Genomic DNA, 17,419 nt, shown 5'->3' with positions numbered 1-17,419 from the left:
TTATACTTCACGATTTACTCAAGTGGAGCAAGAACTTAACACCGATTTGTTAGATCCTTGCTAGAAATACAAGCAAACAAGGTTATAAAGAATACTTAGCGGCTTGATACAACAACTCAGGGGCTAAGCGCTGTTTATAATTAGGGTTCACATAACTAAATTTGATTATGCCTTGCTCGTCTAATATAAACACCGCGGGTGCAGGCAAAACGGCATGTCCGCTACTATCCGACGCATTTAGCTCGACGCCCTTTTTTGTTTTGTACTTAGCCGTAGTTTCCTCTGCTACATAATACCCAATACCAAACCCTCGAATGGTATTGAGTTTGCTGTCAGACAACAATTGCACAGTAAACTTGCTTTGCAATTTTTGCGCTTGTAATTGGGCTGGCGTTTCTGGAGAGATGGCTAAAATTTGATAGCCAAGTTCATCAAGAGAGCTTTCTATATCTTTCAATCCTGCGAGCTGGCGGTTGCAATAAGGGCACCATCCGCCACGATAAAATATCAACACGGTGGGCTTTTGCATGGTCAAGGCTTTTAAACTGACGGGCGCACCGTCTGCAGTTTGTAATGTGGTATTCGGTGCACTGTGGCCAACTAATAGGGGCATCACATTGTTGGCATCATTGGCTATTAACGTACGATCCAGAGCAAAGCTAGACATTGAAACAAGCGCGGCAAGCAACAACAATACACTGCCAAGTCTGATTTTTAGGTGGTAAAGCATTTGATTTCCTTAGTCAGTGAGCAATTGCAACACAAGATAGCATCGCTTTGGCTGTGCGAAAACAGTCCAAAAGCACTGGCATTCATTGTAGTTAATTAAGCAGCCTAAGGACGCTTATTTGTATAAATACGCTCATTATCGCGCAGTGTTTCTTGTTCTAATTTACGCATACCTTTGGCGGTCATTTGCATTTTTTGCCACCAGCTAGCATCCGCTACTATATTGCCGTTTTCATCTATATGAGGGTAGTCGATAGCTTTATTTTTACAGACTCGAGACAATACCGGAAAGCCACCTTCAAACAACACTCGCTGACACTCTTCTTCACTTAAGTTAATCGTGTTATACATGCCTGCAAGTTCGCGCTGGCGCTGAGCTTCGTATAATACAACGGCCGCAGCAACCGATACGTTTAATGACTGCACCATTCCGACCATGGGTATCACGATGTTTTTGTCTGCTAACGCAATCGCGTCTTCGGTGGCACCGCTTTTTTCCTGCCCCAAAATAATGGCAGTGGGTTTGGTATAATCTATCTCGCGAAAGTCCACTGAATCATCAGACAAATGCGTGACCAAAATTTGCATATCTTGCTGTTTTAAATGACGCACTGCGTCACCTATATTGGCATGCATATCTGTATAAACCCAGTTTTCAGCACCCATCGAGGTTTTTTTACGCAATCTTGCGTTGCTATCCCATACGGCATGAATTCGATTGATGCCCACGGCGTCGCAACTGCGAATAAGCGCCGACACATTGTGTGGTTTATGCACTTGTTCTAAACATATCGTTAGGGAGGGCTGGCGAGTAGCAAGTAATTTACGGATGCGCTGATAACGCTCTGCAGTCATGGAAGCTAAAGCAGTCATAGTCTTATGTTCTTATTCTTATGATGCATCTAGAGCAAAAGTCCGCATCTTATAATCAGCGCACGGTATAGGGCTATACGCGTGCGCAACACAGCGCAAATGCGCCGCCAATATTATAGCGTTAAATCAGAAATAAACGGGGTGTTACTCAGGTAACTCCATCACACCGTCAATTTCAATTTGAGCGCCTCGCGGTAATTCTTTTACACCAATCGCTGCACGCGCTGGATAAGGCTGCTTGAAGTACTTGCTCATAATTTCATTAACAGTGGCAAAGTTAGATAAATCCGTTAAGAAAATATTAACTTTCGCTAAATCGTTAGTTGTCCCACCTGCCGCTTCACATACAGCTTGTACGTTTTTAAAAACTTGTTCCGCTTGTGCTGCGAAATCGTCAGAGACCATTTCCATGGTTTCAGCTACAAGTGGAATTTGCCCTGATAAGTAGACAGTCGTGCCAGATTTAACCGCTTGGCTGTATGTACCAATAGCTTGTGGAGCCTTGTCAGTATGAATAACGGACTTAGACATAATATGCTTACCTTTTAAAGTTTATACGTTAGGAGATTTATTCTGCTTAGATTGACTATGTCGGGATACCCGCTGTACTTCGGGCATAATGCGAATTTTACGCATCACATCCGCTAGCTGAATACGATCTTTGATGGTCAGTTCTATATCAATATAATAGATACCGCTTTCTTTTTCTTCGGTTTGTAAACCGACAATATTAGAGCCACATGACGCCACATTATTGGTTAAATGGGCCAGCGTCCCTTGGTGGTTAATTAACTCGATTCTCAGAGCAGCCTTGAACTCGCCAAAGGGCTCTACATCCCATTTCATGACTAATACACGTTGGGGCTCTTCTTTGCTTAGCTTGCGAATATTGCTACATCCAGCCTGGTGAATCATCATGCCGCGACCGGGACTAAGCACAGCAACAATTTCATCCCCTGGAATAGGATGACAACAGCGAGAATAGGATACTAACAGACCTTCGGTGCCTCGAATGGCCACTTTACGTCCGCTTTCTGGTATTTCAGCCGCTTCACCTAACAAGCGTCGCGCGACAATGGCACTGAGTTCGTTACCTAAACCAATGTCTGCTACTAGGGATTCAAAATCAGAATGCTTAGTTTCTTCCAAAACACGCGCGATATCAGCTTGCGGGATTTCATCTAACTTAATTTTGCCCAATGCATGGCGCAATAAACGATTTCCCATGCTGAAAGCTTCTTCTGAACGCTGGTTCTTAAGGTAATGACGAATATGTGAACGCGCACGAGCACTGACCACAAAGTTTAACCAACTTGCGTTAGGCTTAGCTCTGGGTGAAGTAATAATTTCAACGGTTTGACCGTTTTCTAATGGCTTACTAAGCGAAAAAGTACGCCGTTCAACTTTCACGCCCACACAGGTATTCCCCACTCCGGTATGCACCGCATATGCGAAATCAACTGCTGTTGCGCCAAGTGGTAACTCGACAATGCGTCCATCGGGCGTAAATACGTAAATCTCATCTGGGAAGAGATCCGTTTTTACATTTTCAATAAATTCAAATGATGAACTGGCACTTTGTTGTAACTCAATTAACGATTGCATCCACTTGCGGGCACGCACTTGTGCAGTGGTGTCGCTAGATTCTTCATCGTCTTTGTACATCCAGTGTGCGGCGACGCCAATATCGGCCATTTTATCCATTTCACCGGTACGTATTTGTATCTCGACAGGAATACCATGGGGACCAATTAAAGACGTATGCAACGACTGATAACCGTTAGTACGAGGAATAGCCACATAATCTTTAAAGCGCCCTTCGATGGGTTTGTATAAACCGTGCATCGCCCCGAGAGCGCGATAGCAATTATCCACACTGTCGACCACCACGCGAAACGCATAGATGTCCATGACTTCGTTAAACATCAATTCTTTGTTTTTCATCTTACGATAAATAGAATAAAGATGTTTTTCACGGCCAATGGTTTGGGCGTCAATACCAAAAGCCGCTAATCGGCTTTCTACTTCTTTGCGGGTATTTTCAATAATTTCTTTACGATTGCCCCGCGCCTGCTTCACAGCGGCTTTGAGCGCACGGTGACGCATAGGGTACATGGCTTGAAAACCTAAATCTTCCAGCTCATTTTTAATATCGTGAATACCCAAGCGATGGGCAATAGGAGAATAAATTTCGAGCGTTTCACGGGCAATACGGCGTCTTTTATCAGGTCGCAATGAACCTAAGGTACGCATGTTGTGGGTCCGATCGGCAAGTTTGATCAAAATAACCCGAATATCTTGCACCATCGCCATCAACATCTTGCGAAAATTTTCGACTTGGGCTTCTTGCTTGTTACTAAAATGAATTTTTTCGAGTTTGCTCACACCCTCGACTAGCTCACCTACCGCTTCGCCAAATTGCGCACTGAGATCATCTTTACTATGGTGGGTATCTTCAATCACATCGTGTAGCAATGCCGCCATGATCGTTTCATGGTCCAGACGCATATCGGCTAGAATACCAGCAACCGCAACGGGGTGAGTTATATAAGGATCGCCGCTGGAACGCATTTGTCCATCATGGGCGTCTCGGGCTACAACAAACGCACGCTGAGTTTCCGCTACCTTGTCCGGGGGGAGGTAGGCCTCAAGCTTTTGTTTTAAACCCTCAAAAAGATACAAGTGTTGTTTATCTCAAACGGTGGAAAGTTTAAGGATACGGTGAAATAGGCGCTAAGCCAACGGCTAAAACATCTGTTTGATGCACTGCCGCTGGAATCAGGCTTTTTTTCTTGATTTACTGGTCTTGAAGGATGTTTGCCGCAGACTCAAACTGAGCTTGATCCTGTGCATGTTGATCACGCAAGTTTTCAGCATCAAGAGTCGAAGCATTTACAAAACCTTCTTCGATTTCACGTAGTGCTACAACTGTAGGCTTATCGTTACCTACCGTTACATGTGCAACCTTACCTTCAATGGCAAGTTGTCGGGCACGACGTGCTGCGACTAAAACCAAATCAAACCGATTGCCAATTTTATTTACGGCATCTTCAACTGTTACGCGAGCCATTTTGATCTCCGTCGGGTAGCTATGTTTTCAAAAAAGGTCGCATAGTGTACTTGCAAACCTCAAATTAGAAAAGATCTTTAATGATCTTAACGCTGAATATTTGTGCTAATCGTTGGCTAATAAGTTTTCAAACAGGCTTTGATGACGCATCACTTGTTTTTCTTTACGCAAACGACGACTTGATACAATAGCGTCAAGTTCGGCTAGGGCGGCCTTAAAATCGTCATTTACCACAATAAAATCAAACTCATGATAATGCGATATTTCAGATACCGCTTTATTCATGCGGTCTTGGATAACCTCAGGCGTGTCTTGCCCCCGCTCGGTCAAGCGGCGCATTAATTCTTCACGAGAAGGCGGTGCGACAAAAATAGTCGCCGTATCCGGAATTTGCGCTTTAACTTGCCGTGCGCCCTGCCAATCAATGTCTAAAAACACATCGATACCTTTACGCAAGGTTTGCTCAATTACCACTTTAGACGTGCCGTAATAATTACCAAACACCTCTGCCCATTCAAAAAATTCATCTTTACGGATGCGTTCCTGAAAGACCTCTCGGCTAACAAAATGATAATGCTCTCCGTCCACTTCCCCAGGCCGCGGGGCCCGTGTGGTATGCGAAACCGATACTTGCATTTCATTATTATGAATTTCAGTTGAATGATGATTTTGCAGTAACGCTTTGATTAGGCTAGATTTACCCGCCCCTGAAGGCGCTGCAAGTATAAATAAATTTCCGAGTGATTGTGGCATAGAAGATTTTCAGTCAAGTAAGTAGATAAAGTGAGTGTTGAGACATCTATGCAATGTTAGCATATTCCTTTATGCAATGGTGCTAATGCACAAAAACGATCCACACAAGGTGAAGTTACAATGAATGACAGCCAATACCATCAAATGGTCGATGACCTGTTGATAAATCTAGAAGAAATGCTCGACGACATAGAAACCGATATCGACTATGAATCAGCTAGCAGCATTCTTACCCTTATTTTCATTAACGGCACTAAAATCATCATTAACAAGCAACCCCCTTTACATCAGTTATGGGTAGCAACAAAGTTTAATGGTCATCACTTTAATTATCAGGACGGCCTGTGGATTGACGAACGCACAGGTGTTGAGTTCTGGCAATTTATGAACGATGCCGCCAGCAAGCAGGCTGGCGAACCGGTTTCGTTCCCCCGTCCAAAAGCATAAGTATTAAGAGAGTTATCACACCATGAGTGACAGTAATTTATCATTTGTTGAAGTAAACCCTAGCCAACCACATACCGCGGTTGTTATTTGGCTGCACGGATTAGGTGATTCAGGTAATGGTTTTGCGCCCATCGTTCCCGAGTTAAAAATGCCTGATTCATTACCCATACGCTTTGTTTTCCCCCATGCTCCGATTCGCCCCATTACCGTGAACAACAACATGGAAATGCGCGCGTGGTACGATATTACCAGCATGGATTTCAATCACCGTGCAGATCGCACCGGTGTTGAAGAATCAGCAAAACAAGTAGCGCAATTAATTGATGCTGAAATCGCCAACGGCACCCCAGCCGAACGCATTGTGCTAGCTGGTTTTTCCCAAGGTGGTGTTATTGCATTGCATTTGGGTACCCGTATTAACAAAAAGCTAGCCGGTATTATGGCGTTATCTACCTATATGTGTGATCCAGAGACATTGGCCAGTGAAGCGAGTGACGTAAATAAGCGTACGCCTATCTTAATGGCTCATGGGCAACAAGATAATGTGGTACCTGTGTTTATGGGTAACGCCGCCTTTAAAGTATTACAAGACAACGGTTATGCGGTTACTTGGCAAGATTACCCTATGCAACACAGCGTATGTTTAGAAGAGATCAATCATATCTCGGCCTGGTTGCAAGCCCGTTTTAGCTAGCACTTTTTAAATAACCAAATCTATTTAAATTAATGTTTGCCATGGTCCCAAAGCACTTCCGTGCTTTGGGACAAAAATGTGATGAAATTAATTTCCTGTATTAGCGGTTTTATTAAGTAGAACCCTTATTACCGCACTGGTAACGTCATCAATACAGGAAATATTATGTCGATTAATGCACTAGCTCATTTATCACACGTCGCAAAAACTGCACTTTTATTTGTTATTCTTAGTTTTAGCCAAACAGCTTTAGCACAAGACCCTATCGAAACGGGCTTATTTAATAACAAGGCCATATATGGTTACGACACAGTCGCCTACTTCACCCAAGATAAAGCAGTAAAAGGCAGCAAAACATTTACTACCACTTGGCGCGGCGCTGATTGGTTTTTCAGCTCACAAGCTCACCTTGATTTATTTAAAACGAATCCAGAAAAATACGCCCCTCAATACGGTGGATACTGCGCTTATGCAATGGCCACTGGTGATTTTGTTGGTATAGATGAAGACGCATTTGTGATAGACAACGGCAAGTTATACTTAAACTACAGTGCCAGCGTGCAACAGAAGTGGTTAGCCAACAAGGCTCAGTATATTCAGCAGGCTGACGCTCAATATCCTTATTAAGCAACTGAGCTTAATTAATCTTAAAGCGTATAAATTGACTGATATTAAAATAGCACCATTAACCAGCCAGCACAGTGCAGATATTTCTGCACTGGCAATGCGCGCTAAAGCACATTGGGGTTATTCAGCCGCATTCATGCAGCTATGCCGAGCTGAACTTAGCTATTCACCTGAACAATTAAACCACGAGGATTTTCATTTTGTTGGGGCTTGGTCGCCAGGTACTTCTGATATTCAATCACCGATAGGGTTTTATGCGCTTGAGCGTTTATCTGCCAAGCAATTTGAATTGCTTGCCTTGTTCGTTTGCCCCACCAAAATAGGTTTAGGCGTGGGAAGCATGTTATTACACCACGCCTTAAAATTTGCAAAAGCAAAACGATTCACCTCAATAGTTATTTATAGTGACCCACATGCCGCAGAGTTTTATGCAAAAAACGGCGCAACGCGAATAGGAAGTCAGCCGTCAGGCAGTATCCCGGGGCGCGAATTACCCGTTTACGAAATCGTCCTTTAATTTGCGCTCTAGGTTTTAGCCGAGCAATCTGCGTGTGTATTTATCTACCTTATTACTCGTATTACGCTTTTTTCACTAAAACTAGGCCTTTGTCTACTCAAAACCTTGGCAAATTCTGATAATATCCCCTTATAAACTCGTTAGTTAATAGTGAAATTTTCATGTCAGAACGCGTCATTCGAATCGCCACACGCAAAAGTGCTTTAGCCATGTGGCAAGCAGAATATGTGCAAGCCAAACTTCTTGCAGCACACCCACATATCAGTGTGGAGCTAGTGCCTATGTCGACCCAGGGTGATCGTATATTAGACACGCCACTGGCTAAGATTGGCGGCAAAGGTTTATTCATCAAAGAGTTGGAAGTGGCCATGAATGAGGGCCGTGCCGATATTGCCGTGCACTCTTTAAAAGACGTCCCGGTAGATTTCCCTGACGGCTTCGGCTTGCACTGCATATGTGAGCGTGAAAACCCTTACGACGCATTTGTATCAAATACCTATTCGAACATTGAAGAATTACCTCAAGGGGCGATTGTTGGCACGTCGAGTTTACGTCGTCAGTGTCAAATTCGCAGCGCGCGACCAGACCTAACCATTCGCGACTTACGTGGTAACGTGAATACGCGTTTAGCTAAGTTAGACGACGGCCAGTACGACGCTATTATTCTGGCTGCCGCAGGGTTAATTCGTTTAAATATGCATGAGCGCATTAAGACTTATATTCAACCAACCGTATCCTTACCCGCTGTTGGCCAAGGGGCCGTGGGTATTGAGTGTCGTAATGACGACGCTGAGTTAATTGAATTACTTAAGCCATTAAATCACCAAGCAACTGAATATCGCGTAACAGCAGAGCGCGCCATGAACGCAAAATTAAATGGAGGTTGCCAAGTGCCAATCGGCAGTTACGCAGAGCTAACAGGGGATGAACTTTATTTAAGGGGGCTAGTGGGCTCACCCGATGGCGCGGTCTTATTACATGCAGAAAAACGTGGCCATAAAGACGACGCCATAAGCATCGGAGTGGAGGTAGCTGAACAGTTACTCACCCAAGGTGCCGGTGAAATTCTTCAGGCTTTGTATAAAGACTAATTGATGTCAGTGTTAATTTTTCGCCCCGAGCAAAAATGCGTCAATAGCGTGGCTAACTTCGCTGAAGCGGGCTTGCCTGCGACTGGGATTGGTCTGATTGACACCCAAGTTTGTGAGCACGCCCTTGAGCAACTGCCCACAGCACTTGCTGCACTTAAGCAAAACGACTGTATTATTGTTACCAGCACAGTAGCAAGCGATTTACTTAACCTTCGTAATATACGCATACCAGCTAACATCAATATTTTTGCTGTAGGCGCCAGTACCGCTCATAATTTACGCGCCCAAGGGTATGAAGTGGTGGTGCCGCAAAGTCCAACCACTGAAGGTTTATTATCGTTAAAACAATTAGCCCAACTGAGCGGGCGCAACGTGATGATCATCAAGGGCGAAGGCGGTCGCCAAGATTTAGCCCAACAGCTGACTCAGCGAGACGCTAATGTTTATTTGGCTGATATTTATCGGCGGATAAAAATTGCCACTCCTAAAGCAACACAACAGTGGCAAGCTGAGCAGATTAGATGCATCATTGCTACCAGTGGTGAAATGATTGAAAGCGCGTTTGAGCAGTTTGAACCCAAGTGGTTACAGTCCTTACCTTGGATTGTAGTGAGCCCCCGAACTGAACAAATTGCAGCTAAACTCGGTATAAACACAATATTTGTAAGCGATGACGCTAGCGACCAGGCACTTATTCGCCGTGCCAAGGAATTTTTGGAGCATTAAATGGCAGACCAATCAGATACAAACAATACCTCAGGCAATAAGCCAAAGAACGAGACGTCAAACAAGGCGCAAGACAAGCCGAAGACGATAGACTCAAGTGCAGTCATCACGCCTGCGCCGCCTAAAATCGAATCAAAACCCGATACAGATAAAAAGAATCCTGCAGCTCCTTTGAAAAGCGACAACAACGTGAAAAAAACTTCCAGTTCAAGCGATAATGCTGGCGTGAATTCCGCGCCCAAAGCTAAAAACGAAAATAACAGCAAACCTGCAAAAACAGGCTTTCTGTGGTTTGTGACCATTATCAACCTGTTGATTTTACTATTAATTGTAGCTGCGGCTTATTGGGGGTGGACCCAATGGGATGAGCAAAAGCTCAATCAAGAAACGAGTCAAAGTGAACAGCAAGATATGCTTAATCGCCAAGCTCAGCAAAATCTCACGATTACCGATGAAGTTCGACAAGAAAATCGCACTTTAGAAACTCAATTACGTACTTTAGGCCAAGAATTAGAAAGCGCCTTAAGCGACGCTCAGGCGGCGAAAGCGCTATCTCAAACCAACAAGCAAATGTTGAGCACAATAGCCGGACGACGCCCAGCAGACTGGTTGCTGGCCGAAGCTGACTTTTTAGTGCGCATGGCTGGCCGAAAGTTATGGTTAGAGCATGATGTTAAAACCGCCATTGCGATGCTGCAATCGGCTGACAGTCGCTTACAAGATTTAGACGACCCAAGCTTGTTGCCAGTGCGTGAGCGTTTGGCCAACGACATTCAAGCATTGGCTCAAGTTAATCCGGTATCTTTATCGTCTATCGCCCTTAAGGTGAGTGCTTTACTGCCTCAAGTAGACGAGCTAACCCTGAATACATTTGAACGCCCTGATATCGCTGCTAACCCTGATAACGTCTCTGCTTCGGTTGACGATTGGCGCAGTAACTTGGCGCGAAACTGGCGTGCATTCACCGAAGATTTCTTTAGCTTTAAAAAGAAAGAAGCTGACGTGCAACCTTATATGTCCGAGCAACAACAATGGTTAGCCAAAGAACAACTTAAGCTGTCGTTATTGCAAGCTCAAAGTGCCGTTTTAAAAGAAAATATTGAGCTGTACCAGCAATCGCTGAAAAACGCACAACGCGCACTGACAGAAAATTTTGCGCTGGATGACGTGTCTGTTAAACAGTTCTCCCAGCGCTTAAATGAACTGACAGAGACTGATATTGAACGTGTTTATCCAAGCCAATTCAATTCAGCGCCGGCACTTCAAGATGTCATTCAGCAACGTATCGACAATGTGTTCGTTAATGGAGTTAGCCAACCATGATCAGAATACTAATGGTCTTTGTGGCCTTACTTATTGCAGTGCTTATTGGCTCATTAATATTCGATGATAAGGGCTACGTATTTATTGATTTCGCTGGTTATGTAATGGAAATGAACGTGTTTTCCATGGCAATCATGACCATCTTACTGATTGTCGGTTTATTGTTGTTCTCGTGGGTGATCAAAAAATTAATTATGATCATCTCAGGCTCAAAAAACTGGTTAGGTAACTGGGGTTCTCGTAAGAAGAAACGCGCCTTCACAGGAGGCTTAATTGCCCTCGCCGAGCAAAACTATCTTGAAGCACGTAAGCAACTTGCCAGCATTGAGCAAGAAGACTTCGACGGTTTAAATTTATTGGCCGCAGCTGAGGCTGAATTACAACTACAAAACCCCACTGGAGCGCGTGAAAACTGGCGCTTGGCGACGTCTTACCCTAAGTCGGCGTTTGCCGCCAAGTTATGCTTAGTGCGCGACCATTTACAAAACCAACAACCTGGTAAAGCCCTAGAAATATTGGGGGAGCTTGAAGACAAGCAAAAGCGCCAGAAGTCAGTATTAATCCTGCACGCACAAGCTTTGGTTCAAGCGGGAAAATGGCATGAGTTAAAAGACCGCCTGCCCTCTTGGAAAAAAGCCTTAGGGGAGCAATACGAACATTATATGCAACTCGCTTCTCAAGGTAATTTCGCTGAAATTGCCAGCAAAGAAGGCGCGAATCAGTTAAAAGAGAATTGGCATTCATTGCCTAAATCAACCCGCCGAGATCCAGCCTTGCAAGCCGCCTATGTTAAGCAGTTAATCGATCAAGGAATGCATATTGATGCCGAAGCGGCATTGGGTGAGTATAACAGAAACAAACCCCATCCTATGTTACTACCGCTTTATAGAGAGCTTAAATTGTCTCACCCTACTACGGCCTTAAAACAGCTGGAGCAGTGGATAAAGCAAGACGATATGAACATTGAACTACTATCGACCTTGGGCGCACTCGCCTATAACGCTAATGATTTAAGCCTAGCCGAGAAAGCGTTAAGCAAAGCGATTAAGCTGGGCAGTCGTCAGCAAGATATTTTACTGTTGGCTAGAATCAAAGAGTCCCAACAAGACAGTCAGCAAGCCCTGGCCTTATACAAACAAAGCTTGGCTGAGCCAAACGAACTGAAAAAAGCCAACTAATATGCACACTTCTTTATCATTAGCGAAATGGCTGTTAACCATTTCGCTTTTTACGGCGACTCAAGTTTTTGCCCAAAGCCCTAAAACTCACCAAGTCTCTGAATTAGTCACTCCAGCCCCAGCATTTGAAGTCATCGTACTGGGTGATAGCGGTGGTATCGAGGATGGCAATTTAAGTGCCTTCTTGCTGCGCGCCGTAAGCGAAGCAAACTATGTGGCATTAGATGCTGGTACCCTGGTTAACGGTATAAATAAAAGCGTTAAGCGTGGGGCATTCACTGATTTAGCCTTAGTGGATGATAAAAAATGGGGCAAGGCAGGAACAATATTACGCCGCCATATAAAAGCATATTTACTCAGCCATGCTCATCTTGACCACGTCAATGGCATGTTGGTTTCGTCGCCTGAAGATAGCGCAAAAAATATCTACGCATTGGCTTCGGTTAATAACATGATTGGCGAGACCTACTTTAATGGCAAAGCGTGGGCCAATTTTAGTGATCGTGGCATTGCGCCCACACTCAATAAATACCATATGGTGGATTTACTTCCGAGCAAAACAACGCCTATTGCTAACACGCAACTTAGCGTCAGCGCATTTAGCCTTAGCCACCCCGTTGAATCCAGCGCATTTGTGATTGAGCATAACAACGATATGTTTGTGTACTTTGGTGACACCGGAGCCGATGTAGTCGAACAACAAGGCAAATTAGCAAAAATTTGGACGTATTTGGCCAAGCAGGTTAAACATAAAACCCTACGTGGCATCATCATTGAAACTTCATTTGAAAATGAGCGTCCCCACAACTTACTATTCGGTCATTTGACCCCTGAACTTCTGATGCAAGAGCTCGGTAGTTTGGGGCGAAAAATCGGCGGCAATGCCCCCCTTAAAGATTTGAAGGTCGTTATCAGCCATATCAAATATACCCTCGCTAAAGATACCGACCCAAGAGCGATAATCGCGCAACAGCTCAATGAAGCCAATGACCTAGGACTAACGATTATTATTCCTAAACAAGGGCAAAAACTGCTGTTTTAATCTTCTTTTGGATTAACGATAAACGTAAAAAAACGCGTATTGAATGAATCAATACGCGTTTTTTTATATTAGCCGTTATTCATGTAAATCTTTACAAGCAAAGTTCTCGCAGTGGTATCGTGGCCGCACCAATGGCAACCGGAAACTTCTCGACGCCTGACACCACTATTTTTGGCATAGGACGCTTGGCCCCGCGTCTGAATTGAGCGTATACATCAATCCGCGGTATCACCATCTCGGCTAATTCTTTAGGAATATGCCCCCCAAGTATGATTGCCTCGGCATCAAGTAAGGCAGAGCAACAAGTGGCAACCAAATCGAAAGAATCCTGCACTTTGAATATCCATTCTTCGACGCCAGGCCAGTCGGGATCAAACTCTTCATTCAAATTATAAATAGAGCTGAAATTCACACCGTTTTTCTTCAAGATACGTTTGAGCAGTTCTAAATTTGGATGGGCGTATATTTTAGTGGGTAACATATCGCCCAACTCACCAGCATTGCCATAAGTACCCCGTAACACCTCAGAATTAGTCACGATACCGCCACCAAATGCTGATGAAACAAATAAATATACAAAGTTCTTATACTGGCGTCCAACCCCCGCAACACCCTCACCCGCTGCGCCAGCGGTACCATCGTTTACCACCCAAGTAGGAAGTGTGAAATGGCTAGATATTATCTCGACGATATCGACTTGCGCCCACTCTTCCAGCATATGGTGGGTATTCATCTTGCCGTCCATTGAACTAAAGAAACCGGAGATACCTACGCCAATACCCAGCACTCGTGTTTCGTCCAATTTAGCGGTTTCACAAAGTCCCGTTATTAAGGTTTCAATTGCTTCTAGTACATGAACGATACTCATGTCGTCCATTTCACACATATTCGTGGCAATCACATTACCCGCAAAGTCCATTACCGCTACACCGACAGCATCGAGCAATATCGACACGCCAAAGGTATAGGCATAGTCCGGATTCAACTCAATAGCAAAACCCGGTTTGCCTTTAGGATTAGGGATCATATTTTCGGTTTGGCGCAGCACCTTAGACTGGGTGAGACCTTTTAATAAACGAGACACGGTTTGCTGAGGAATTTTGGTGGCCGATACGAGCTGGCTTTGGGTAACACGTCGTTCCCAGAAGACAATCTTGATAATATCACGCTCAATATCTTGAAAAAGCTTATTGCCTTTCCCTAAGGTAAACCCTGAACGTAAATATTGACTGTTGTCTATTGAAAACATCTGTAATGCATCTACCTTAAAACGCTATAGCCTATTTGAATCGTGAAAATAGAACAAGAAACAAAACCTTGAGTCTGGCGTTTGCTGGCTCAAGGCTGATAGTAAGCTGGCGAATATAAGCTTAACCACCAGCCCGAAGCAAGCTGCTATTTGTCATCAGCTAAAAGCTATTCAATAATAATGGCTCTGAAATCATTAACATTAGTATTCGTTGGGCCAGTGATAACTAAGTCGTTTATAGCGCCAAAGAACTTATGACTATTGTGAGTAGCCAATAGTTCGCTTGCGTTCACACCTGCTGATAATGCTCGAGGCAATGTGGTTTCATCAATATAAGCTCCCGCTACATCTTTGCTACCATCCACGCCATCGGTATCACAGGCCAGCGCAGAGATGCCTTTCGCGCCAGCAAGCTCAAGCGCTAACGCCATTAGGTATTCTTGGTTTGGCCCTCCGTCACCGTATTCTTTGCCTACGGTTACCGTTAACTCGCCCCCTGAGAACAACATCATGCGCTGCCCTTTGGCCTTGCATGCCGAGGCCTGCTTAGCGTGTAACTTGGCAACCTCTCTGGCTTCCCCTTGAATGTCATAACCTAATACTTGGGTTTGCCACCCTTGCTGCTGGGCAACGCTAATGGCGGCATCAATCGCATGCTGTGCGTTCGCCACAATATGATATTCACTTGGGGCAGTGTGCTTTGGCGCAGCTTCAGGCTTTGCCAAGTAATTAGCAATACTGCCCACAGGAGACCAATTGTACTTTTGCAAAATAGCCAACGCCTGAGCCTTGGTTGAGGGATCAGCAATGGTTGGTCCAGAGGCGATATCAGCGGCGTTGTCCCCCACCACATCAGAAATCATCAAGGTCACGTGCCTTGATTTAGCGGCCTCAGCCAATCTGCCGCCTTTCACCTTCGACAACTGTTTACGCACGGTATTAATTTCATCGATACTGGCGCCGCTTCTGAGTAGAAACTGATTGAGCTGCTGCTTGTCAGCAAACGGCACATCGTCAACGGGTAAGCACATAAGTGACGAGCCACCACCTGAAATTAAAAATAAAATAGGCGTTGTTGCTGGGGTACTTTTTACTAGCTCAAGCAACGCCTTACCGGCAACTAAACTGTTGTCGTCTGGCGTAGGGTGATTCGCCGTCAGTACCGCTATCCTGCCCGTATCCCCTGCGCTTTCGTATCCATAACGGGTCACGACGGCGCCGTAGCATTTATCACCTAAGGTTTTATGTACTTCAGCAGCCATTTCAGCAGCCGCTTTACCCGCCCCAATAACACATATGCCATTACTGGTATCCAGTTTACTTAACTGCTGCGCCATACACGCACTAGGCTGACAAGCAGCCACAGCGATATCAAATAAATCACGTAAAAAAGCCTGATATTTCATGGAATAACCTTAAACAAACGCCGTTGGAATATACAAACAGAAAGCAATCATCGCACCGAACATGCTAAGCAATATCACCACATCCTTAACAGTAAGAATGGACAAAGAGACAGGCGCCGCGGCCAATTCCTCATCGTTAGGTTGATAAGTGAAAGGCTTAATTTTACTCATTAGCACTGCCATCATCACCGTCACAACAAAACCAATGAAGTTCCACCAAAACCAGAAAATATCGGGTGCAATAAACGATATTAATAAGTTAAACAAAACACCGCTGACTAACCCAATATTGACGTGCAGGCTTGATGTACTTTTCGTTAGCACTGCAAGCAAGAATACCGCTAGGATTGGTCCATAAAACAATGACCCGACTTTATTGATAGCTTCAATAATAGTGGGCGCAATATTGCCTGCATACAGCGACAATATTAGGGTGACAGCCCCCCAGCCCAAGCCCATGTATTTCGCCAATTTCAAATAACTTTCTTGGCTCACTTCTTTGTTGGTAATGCGGCAGTAATCTTCGATGGTCACCGCAGACAGAGAGTTGATGGCTGAGCTCAATGACGACATAGCAGCAGCCAAAATAGCCACAACCAATAAGCCAATTAAGCCATGAGGCAAGTAGTCAAGAATAAACATGGGCATCATCCAATCAGGATTGTCAGCTGGGATTTTTGCCATAAAGCTTGGCTCTGTCATGGCTAGCGTGCCCACAATTAAACCGGACAAGCAGTACAAAATAGTGATGGGGAAACGAATAACTCCGTTAGCTAAAATCATATAACGTAGGTTTTTTGGGTCTTTAGCTGATAGTGCTCGTTGCGCCTGAGTTTGGTCGCAACCATAATATGACGCGTACAATACTACGCCACCAAAAATCATTGGCCAAAAGCCAAAGCCGTCACCGCTAAAGCCGTATGAGTCAAACTTAATCGCTTCCAGGCGATTTGGATCGACATTAGCTACGAATGCGTCAATGCCACCTAGGTAGTGCAGACCGTACCCAATACAGGCGATTGTACCTAATACAATAATGATCATTTGAATGGCATCGCCGTAAACGACCGCTTTCATGCCCCCTTGCAGTGAATAAAGTACCGTAATGACACCTGTTAGCAAGATAGCTTGCCACGCTTCGATACCCATGGTGCCTTGCAGAATAAGGGATACCGCATAAATCATAATGCCGGTAGCGAACGCCCGACTAAATTGAAAAACAATACTGATCAATACCCGAGTAGAGCGGCCAAAACGGGTTTCGAGGTAATCATAAATACTAACGATCCCGGCGCGGTATAACTTGGGTAAAATAGTGGATAACACCAGCAACATAGCTAACGGCACACCTAATTCATAGGAAAGCCATTGCAAACCGCCACCTTCACGCAACCCCACAAAAGCGGGGGCAGAAATAAAACTAATAGCAGAAAGCTGAGTGGCCATGACCGACAACGCCAAGGGTTTCCATCCTAGACTTTTCCCACCCAGAAAATAGTCGCTTTTATTTGTCTGTTCTCGCAGCATAAATCCCATGACTAACAACGCCACCAAATACAATGCAACAATTAAAAAATCTAGTGTATTCATAATTTTCTTCACATATCTTCACGAACGAAAACCATACCGTTTGTGCTACTAAATTAAAAGAACGGTGAATAGTTACCCACTGGGATCTTTTCCAGTGGGTAAGC

18 protein-coding genes are annotated in these 17,419 nt (G+C 44.5%); 9 read left to right on the top strand and 9 right to left on the bottom strand.

Annotation, left to right across the window (positions count from 1 at the left end; all coding sequences use genetic code 11):
- Positions 1 to 82: 82 nt before the first annotated feature.
- The 6 genes from GQS54_RS00170 to gmk form a co-directional block, all read right to left on the bottom strand.
- Positions 83 to 730: a peroxiredoxin-like family protein gene (locus GQS54_RS00170; protein WP_166422004.1), complete on the bottom strand. Its 648-nt coding sequence runs from the start codon at positions 728 to 730 to the stop codon at positions 83 to 85.
- 104 nt (positions 731 to 834) lie between these two features.
- Positions 835 to 1,584: a tRNA (guanosine(18)-2'-O)-methyltransferase TrmH gene (trmH, locus tag GQS54_RS00165; RefSeq protein ID WP_166422403.1), complete on the bottom strand. Its 750-nt coding sequence runs from the start codon at positions 1,582 to 1,584 to the stop codon at positions 835 to 837.
- 162 nt (positions 1,585 to 1,746) lie between these two features.
- Positions 1,747 to 2,133, bottom strand: a complete 387-nt coding sequence (locus GQS54_RS00160) for a RidA family protein (RefSeq protein WP_158768416.1) — start codon at positions 2,131 to 2,133, stop codon at positions 1,747 to 1,749.
- 21 nt (positions 2,134 to 2,154) lie between these two features.
- Positions 2,155 to 4,284, bottom strand: coding sequence for a bifunctional GTP diphosphokinase/guanosine-3',5'-bis pyrophosphate 3'-pyrophosphohydrolase (gene spoT, locus GQS54_RS00155; protein ID WP_166422003.1), 2,130 nt, complete (start codon positions 4,282 to 4,284; stop codon positions 2,155 to 2,157).
- Between the two features lie 115 nt (positions 4,285 to 4,399).
- Positions 4,400 to 4,672 carry a DNA-directed RNA polymerase subunit omega gene (gene rpoZ, locus GQS54_RS00150; protein WP_158768414.1) on the bottom strand — a complete coding sequence of 91 codons (273 nt, stop codon included), beginning with the start codon at positions 4,670 to 4,672 and terminating at the stop codon, positions 4,400 to 4,402.
- Between the two features lie 105 nt (positions 4,673 to 4,777).
- A complete protein-coding gene (gene gmk / locus GQS54_RS00145) occupies positions 4,778 to 5,425 on the bottom strand; it encodes a guanylate kinase (protein ID WP_166422002.1) in 648 nt (215 codons plus the stop codon).
- A 120-nt stretch (positions 5,426 to 5,545) separates the two neighbouring features.
- On the opposite strand from gmk, the gene cyaY reads away from it, so the two are divergent.
- From cyaY to GQS54_RS00100, 9 genes are all read left to right on the top strand, one after another.
- A complete protein-coding gene (gene cyaY / locus GQS54_RS00140; protein ID WP_158768412.1) occupies positions 5,546 to 5,872 on the top strand; it encodes an iron donor protein CyaY in 327 nt (108 codons plus the stop codon).
- A 22-nt stretch (positions 5,873 to 5,894) separates the two neighbouring features.
- Positions 5,895 to 6,566 (top strand): dienelactone hydrolase family protein, encoded by a 672-nt coding sequence (locus GQS54_RS00135; RefSeq protein WP_166422001.1) that lies wholly within the window; start codon positions 5,895 to 5,897, stop codon positions 6,564 to 6,566.
- A 165-nt stretch (positions 6,567 to 6,731) separates the two neighbouring features.
- A complete protein-coding gene (locus tag GQS54_RS00130; RefSeq protein WP_166422000.1) occupies positions 6,732 to 7,193 on the top strand; it encodes a YHS domain-containing (seleno)protein in 462 nt (153 codons plus the stop codon).
- Positions 7,194 to 7,227: 34 nt separating this feature from the next.
- Positions 7,228 to 7,710: a GNAT family N-acetyltransferase gene (locus tag GQS54_RS00125; RefSeq protein WP_240919780.1), complete on the top strand. Its 483-nt coding sequence runs from the start codon at positions 7,228 to 7,230 to the stop codon at positions 7,708 to 7,710.
- Positions 7,711 to 7,871: 161 nt separating this feature from the next.
- A complete protein-coding gene (gene hemC / locus GQS54_RS00120) occupies positions 7,872 to 8,801 on the top strand; it encodes a hydroxymethylbilane synthase (protein ID WP_166421999.1) in 930 nt (309 codons plus the stop codon).
- 3 nt (positions 8,802 to 8,804) lie between these two features.
- Entirely contained in the window at positions 8,805 to 9,527 is a 723-nt protein-coding gene (locus GQS54_RS00115) for a uroporphyrinogen-III synthase (protein ID WP_166421998.1), read from the top strand.
- Entirely contained in the window at positions 9,528 to 10,850 is a 1,323-nt protein-coding gene (locus tag GQS54_RS00110) for a uroporphyrinogen-III C-methyltransferase (protein ID WP_166421997.1), read from the top strand.
- Entirely contained in the window at positions 10,847 to 12,028 is a 1,182-nt protein-coding gene (locus GQS54_RS00105) for a heme biosynthesis HemY N-terminal domain-containing protein (protein WP_158768406.1), read from the top strand. The genes GQS54_RS00110 and GQS54_RS00105 overlap by 4 nt, the downstream gene beginning before the upstream one ends.
- A 1-nt stretch (position 12,029) precedes the next feature.
- Entirely contained in the window at positions 12,030 to 13,070 is a 1,041-nt protein-coding gene (locus tag GQS54_RS00100) for a 3',5'-cyclic-nucleotide phosphodiesterase (RefSeq protein ID WP_166421996.1), read from the top strand.
- Positions 13,071 to 13,161: 91 nt separating this feature from the next.
- On the opposite strand, the gene GQS54_RS00095 is transcribed toward GQS54_RS00100, so the two are convergent.
- The 3 genes from GQS54_RS00095 to GQS54_RS00085 form a co-directional block, all read right to left on the bottom strand.
- Positions 13,162 to 14,319: an ROK family transcriptional regulator gene (locus GQS54_RS00095; RefSeq protein ID WP_166421995.1), complete on the bottom strand. Its 1,158-nt coding sequence runs from the start codon at positions 14,317 to 14,319 to the stop codon at positions 13,162 to 13,164.
- 167 nt (positions 14,320 to 14,486) lie between these two features.
- Positions 14,487 to 15,725: a DUF4147 domain-containing protein gene (locus tag GQS54_RS00090; protein WP_166421994.1), complete on the bottom strand. Its 1,239-nt coding sequence runs from the start codon at positions 15,723 to 15,725 to the stop codon at positions 14,487 to 14,489.
- 9 nt (positions 15,726 to 15,734) lie between these two features.
- Entirely contained in the window at positions 15,735 to 17,315 is a 1,581-nt protein-coding gene (locus tag GQS54_RS00085) for a sodium:solute symporter (RefSeq protein ID WP_166421993.1), read from the bottom strand.
- Between the last annotated feature and the right edge of the window lie 104 nt (positions 17,316 to 17,419).

Source organism: Paraglaciecola sp. 20A4 (genome assembly GCF_011378905.1).
Lineage (GTDB): Bacteria > Pseudomonadota > Gammaproteobacteria > Enterobacterales > Alteromonadaceae > Paraglaciecola.
Note: the sequence above shows the minus strand (reverse complement) of the source record. Positions and strands in the feature narration are given on the sequence as shown.

Bases quoted from the DNA above. Each gene is read 5' to 3' on its own strand.
- GQS54_RS00170 (WP_166422004.1), bottom strand. From the start codon at position 730: ATGCTTTACCACCTAAAAATCAGACTTGGCAGTGTATTGTTGTTGCTT.
- GQS54_RS00130 (WP_166422000.1), top strand. From the start codon at position 6,732: ATGTCGATTAATGCACTAGCTCATTTATCACACGTCGCAAAAACTGCA.
- GQS54_RS00105 (WP_158768406.1), top strand. From the start codon at position 10,847: ATGATCAGAATACTAATGGTCTTTGTGGCCTTACTTATTGCAGTGCTT.
- gmk (WP_166422002.1), bottom strand. From the start codon at position 5,425: ATGCCACAATCACTCGGAAATTTATTTATACTTGCAGCGCCTTCAGGG.
- trmH (WP_166422403.1), bottom strand. From the start codon at position 1,584: ATGACTGCAGAGCGTTATCAGCGCATCCGTAAATTACTTGCTACTCGC.
- GQS54_RS00135 (WP_166422001.1), top strand. From the start codon at position 5,895: ATGAGTGACAGTAATTTATCATTTGTTGAAGTAAACCCTAGCCAACCA.
- rpoZ (WP_158768414.1), bottom strand. From the start codon at position 4,672: ATGGCTCGCGTAACAGTTGAAGATGCCGTAAATAAAATTGGCAATCGG.
- cyaY (WP_158768412.1), top strand. From the start codon at position 5,546: ATGAATGACAGCCAATACCATCAAATGGTCGATGACCTGTTGATAAAT.
- GQS54_RS00100 (WP_166421996.1), top strand. From the start codon at position 12,030: ATGCACACTTCTTTATCATTAGCGAAATGGCTGTTAACCATTTCGCTT.
- GQS54_RS00115 (WP_166421998.1), top strand. From the start codon at position 8,805: ATGTCAGTGTTAATTTTTCGCCCCGAGCAAAAATGCGTCAATAGCGTG.
- GQS54_RS00085 (WP_166421993.1), bottom strand. From the start codon at position 17,315: ATGAATACACTAGATTTTTTAATTGTTGCATTGTATTTGGTGGCGTTG.
- GQS54_RS00110 (WP_166421997.1), top strand. From the start codon at position 9,528: ATGGCAGACCAATCAGATACAAACAATACCTCAGGCAATAAGCCAAAG.
- hemC (WP_166421999.1), top strand. From the start codon at position 7,872: ATGTCAGAACGCGTCATTCGAATCGCCACACGCAAAAGTGCTTTAGCC.
- GQS54_RS00090 (WP_166421994.1), bottom strand. From the start codon at position 15,725: ATGAAATATCAGGCTTTTTTACGTGATTTATTTGATATCGCTGTGGCT.
- GQS54_RS00095 (WP_166421995.1), bottom strand. From the start codon at position 14,319: ATGTTTTCAATAGACAACAGTCAATATTTACGTTCAGGGTTTACCTTA.
- GQS54_RS00160 (WP_158768416.1), bottom strand. From the start codon at position 2,133: ATGTCTAAGTCCGTTATTCATACTGACAAGGCTCCACAAGCTATTGGT.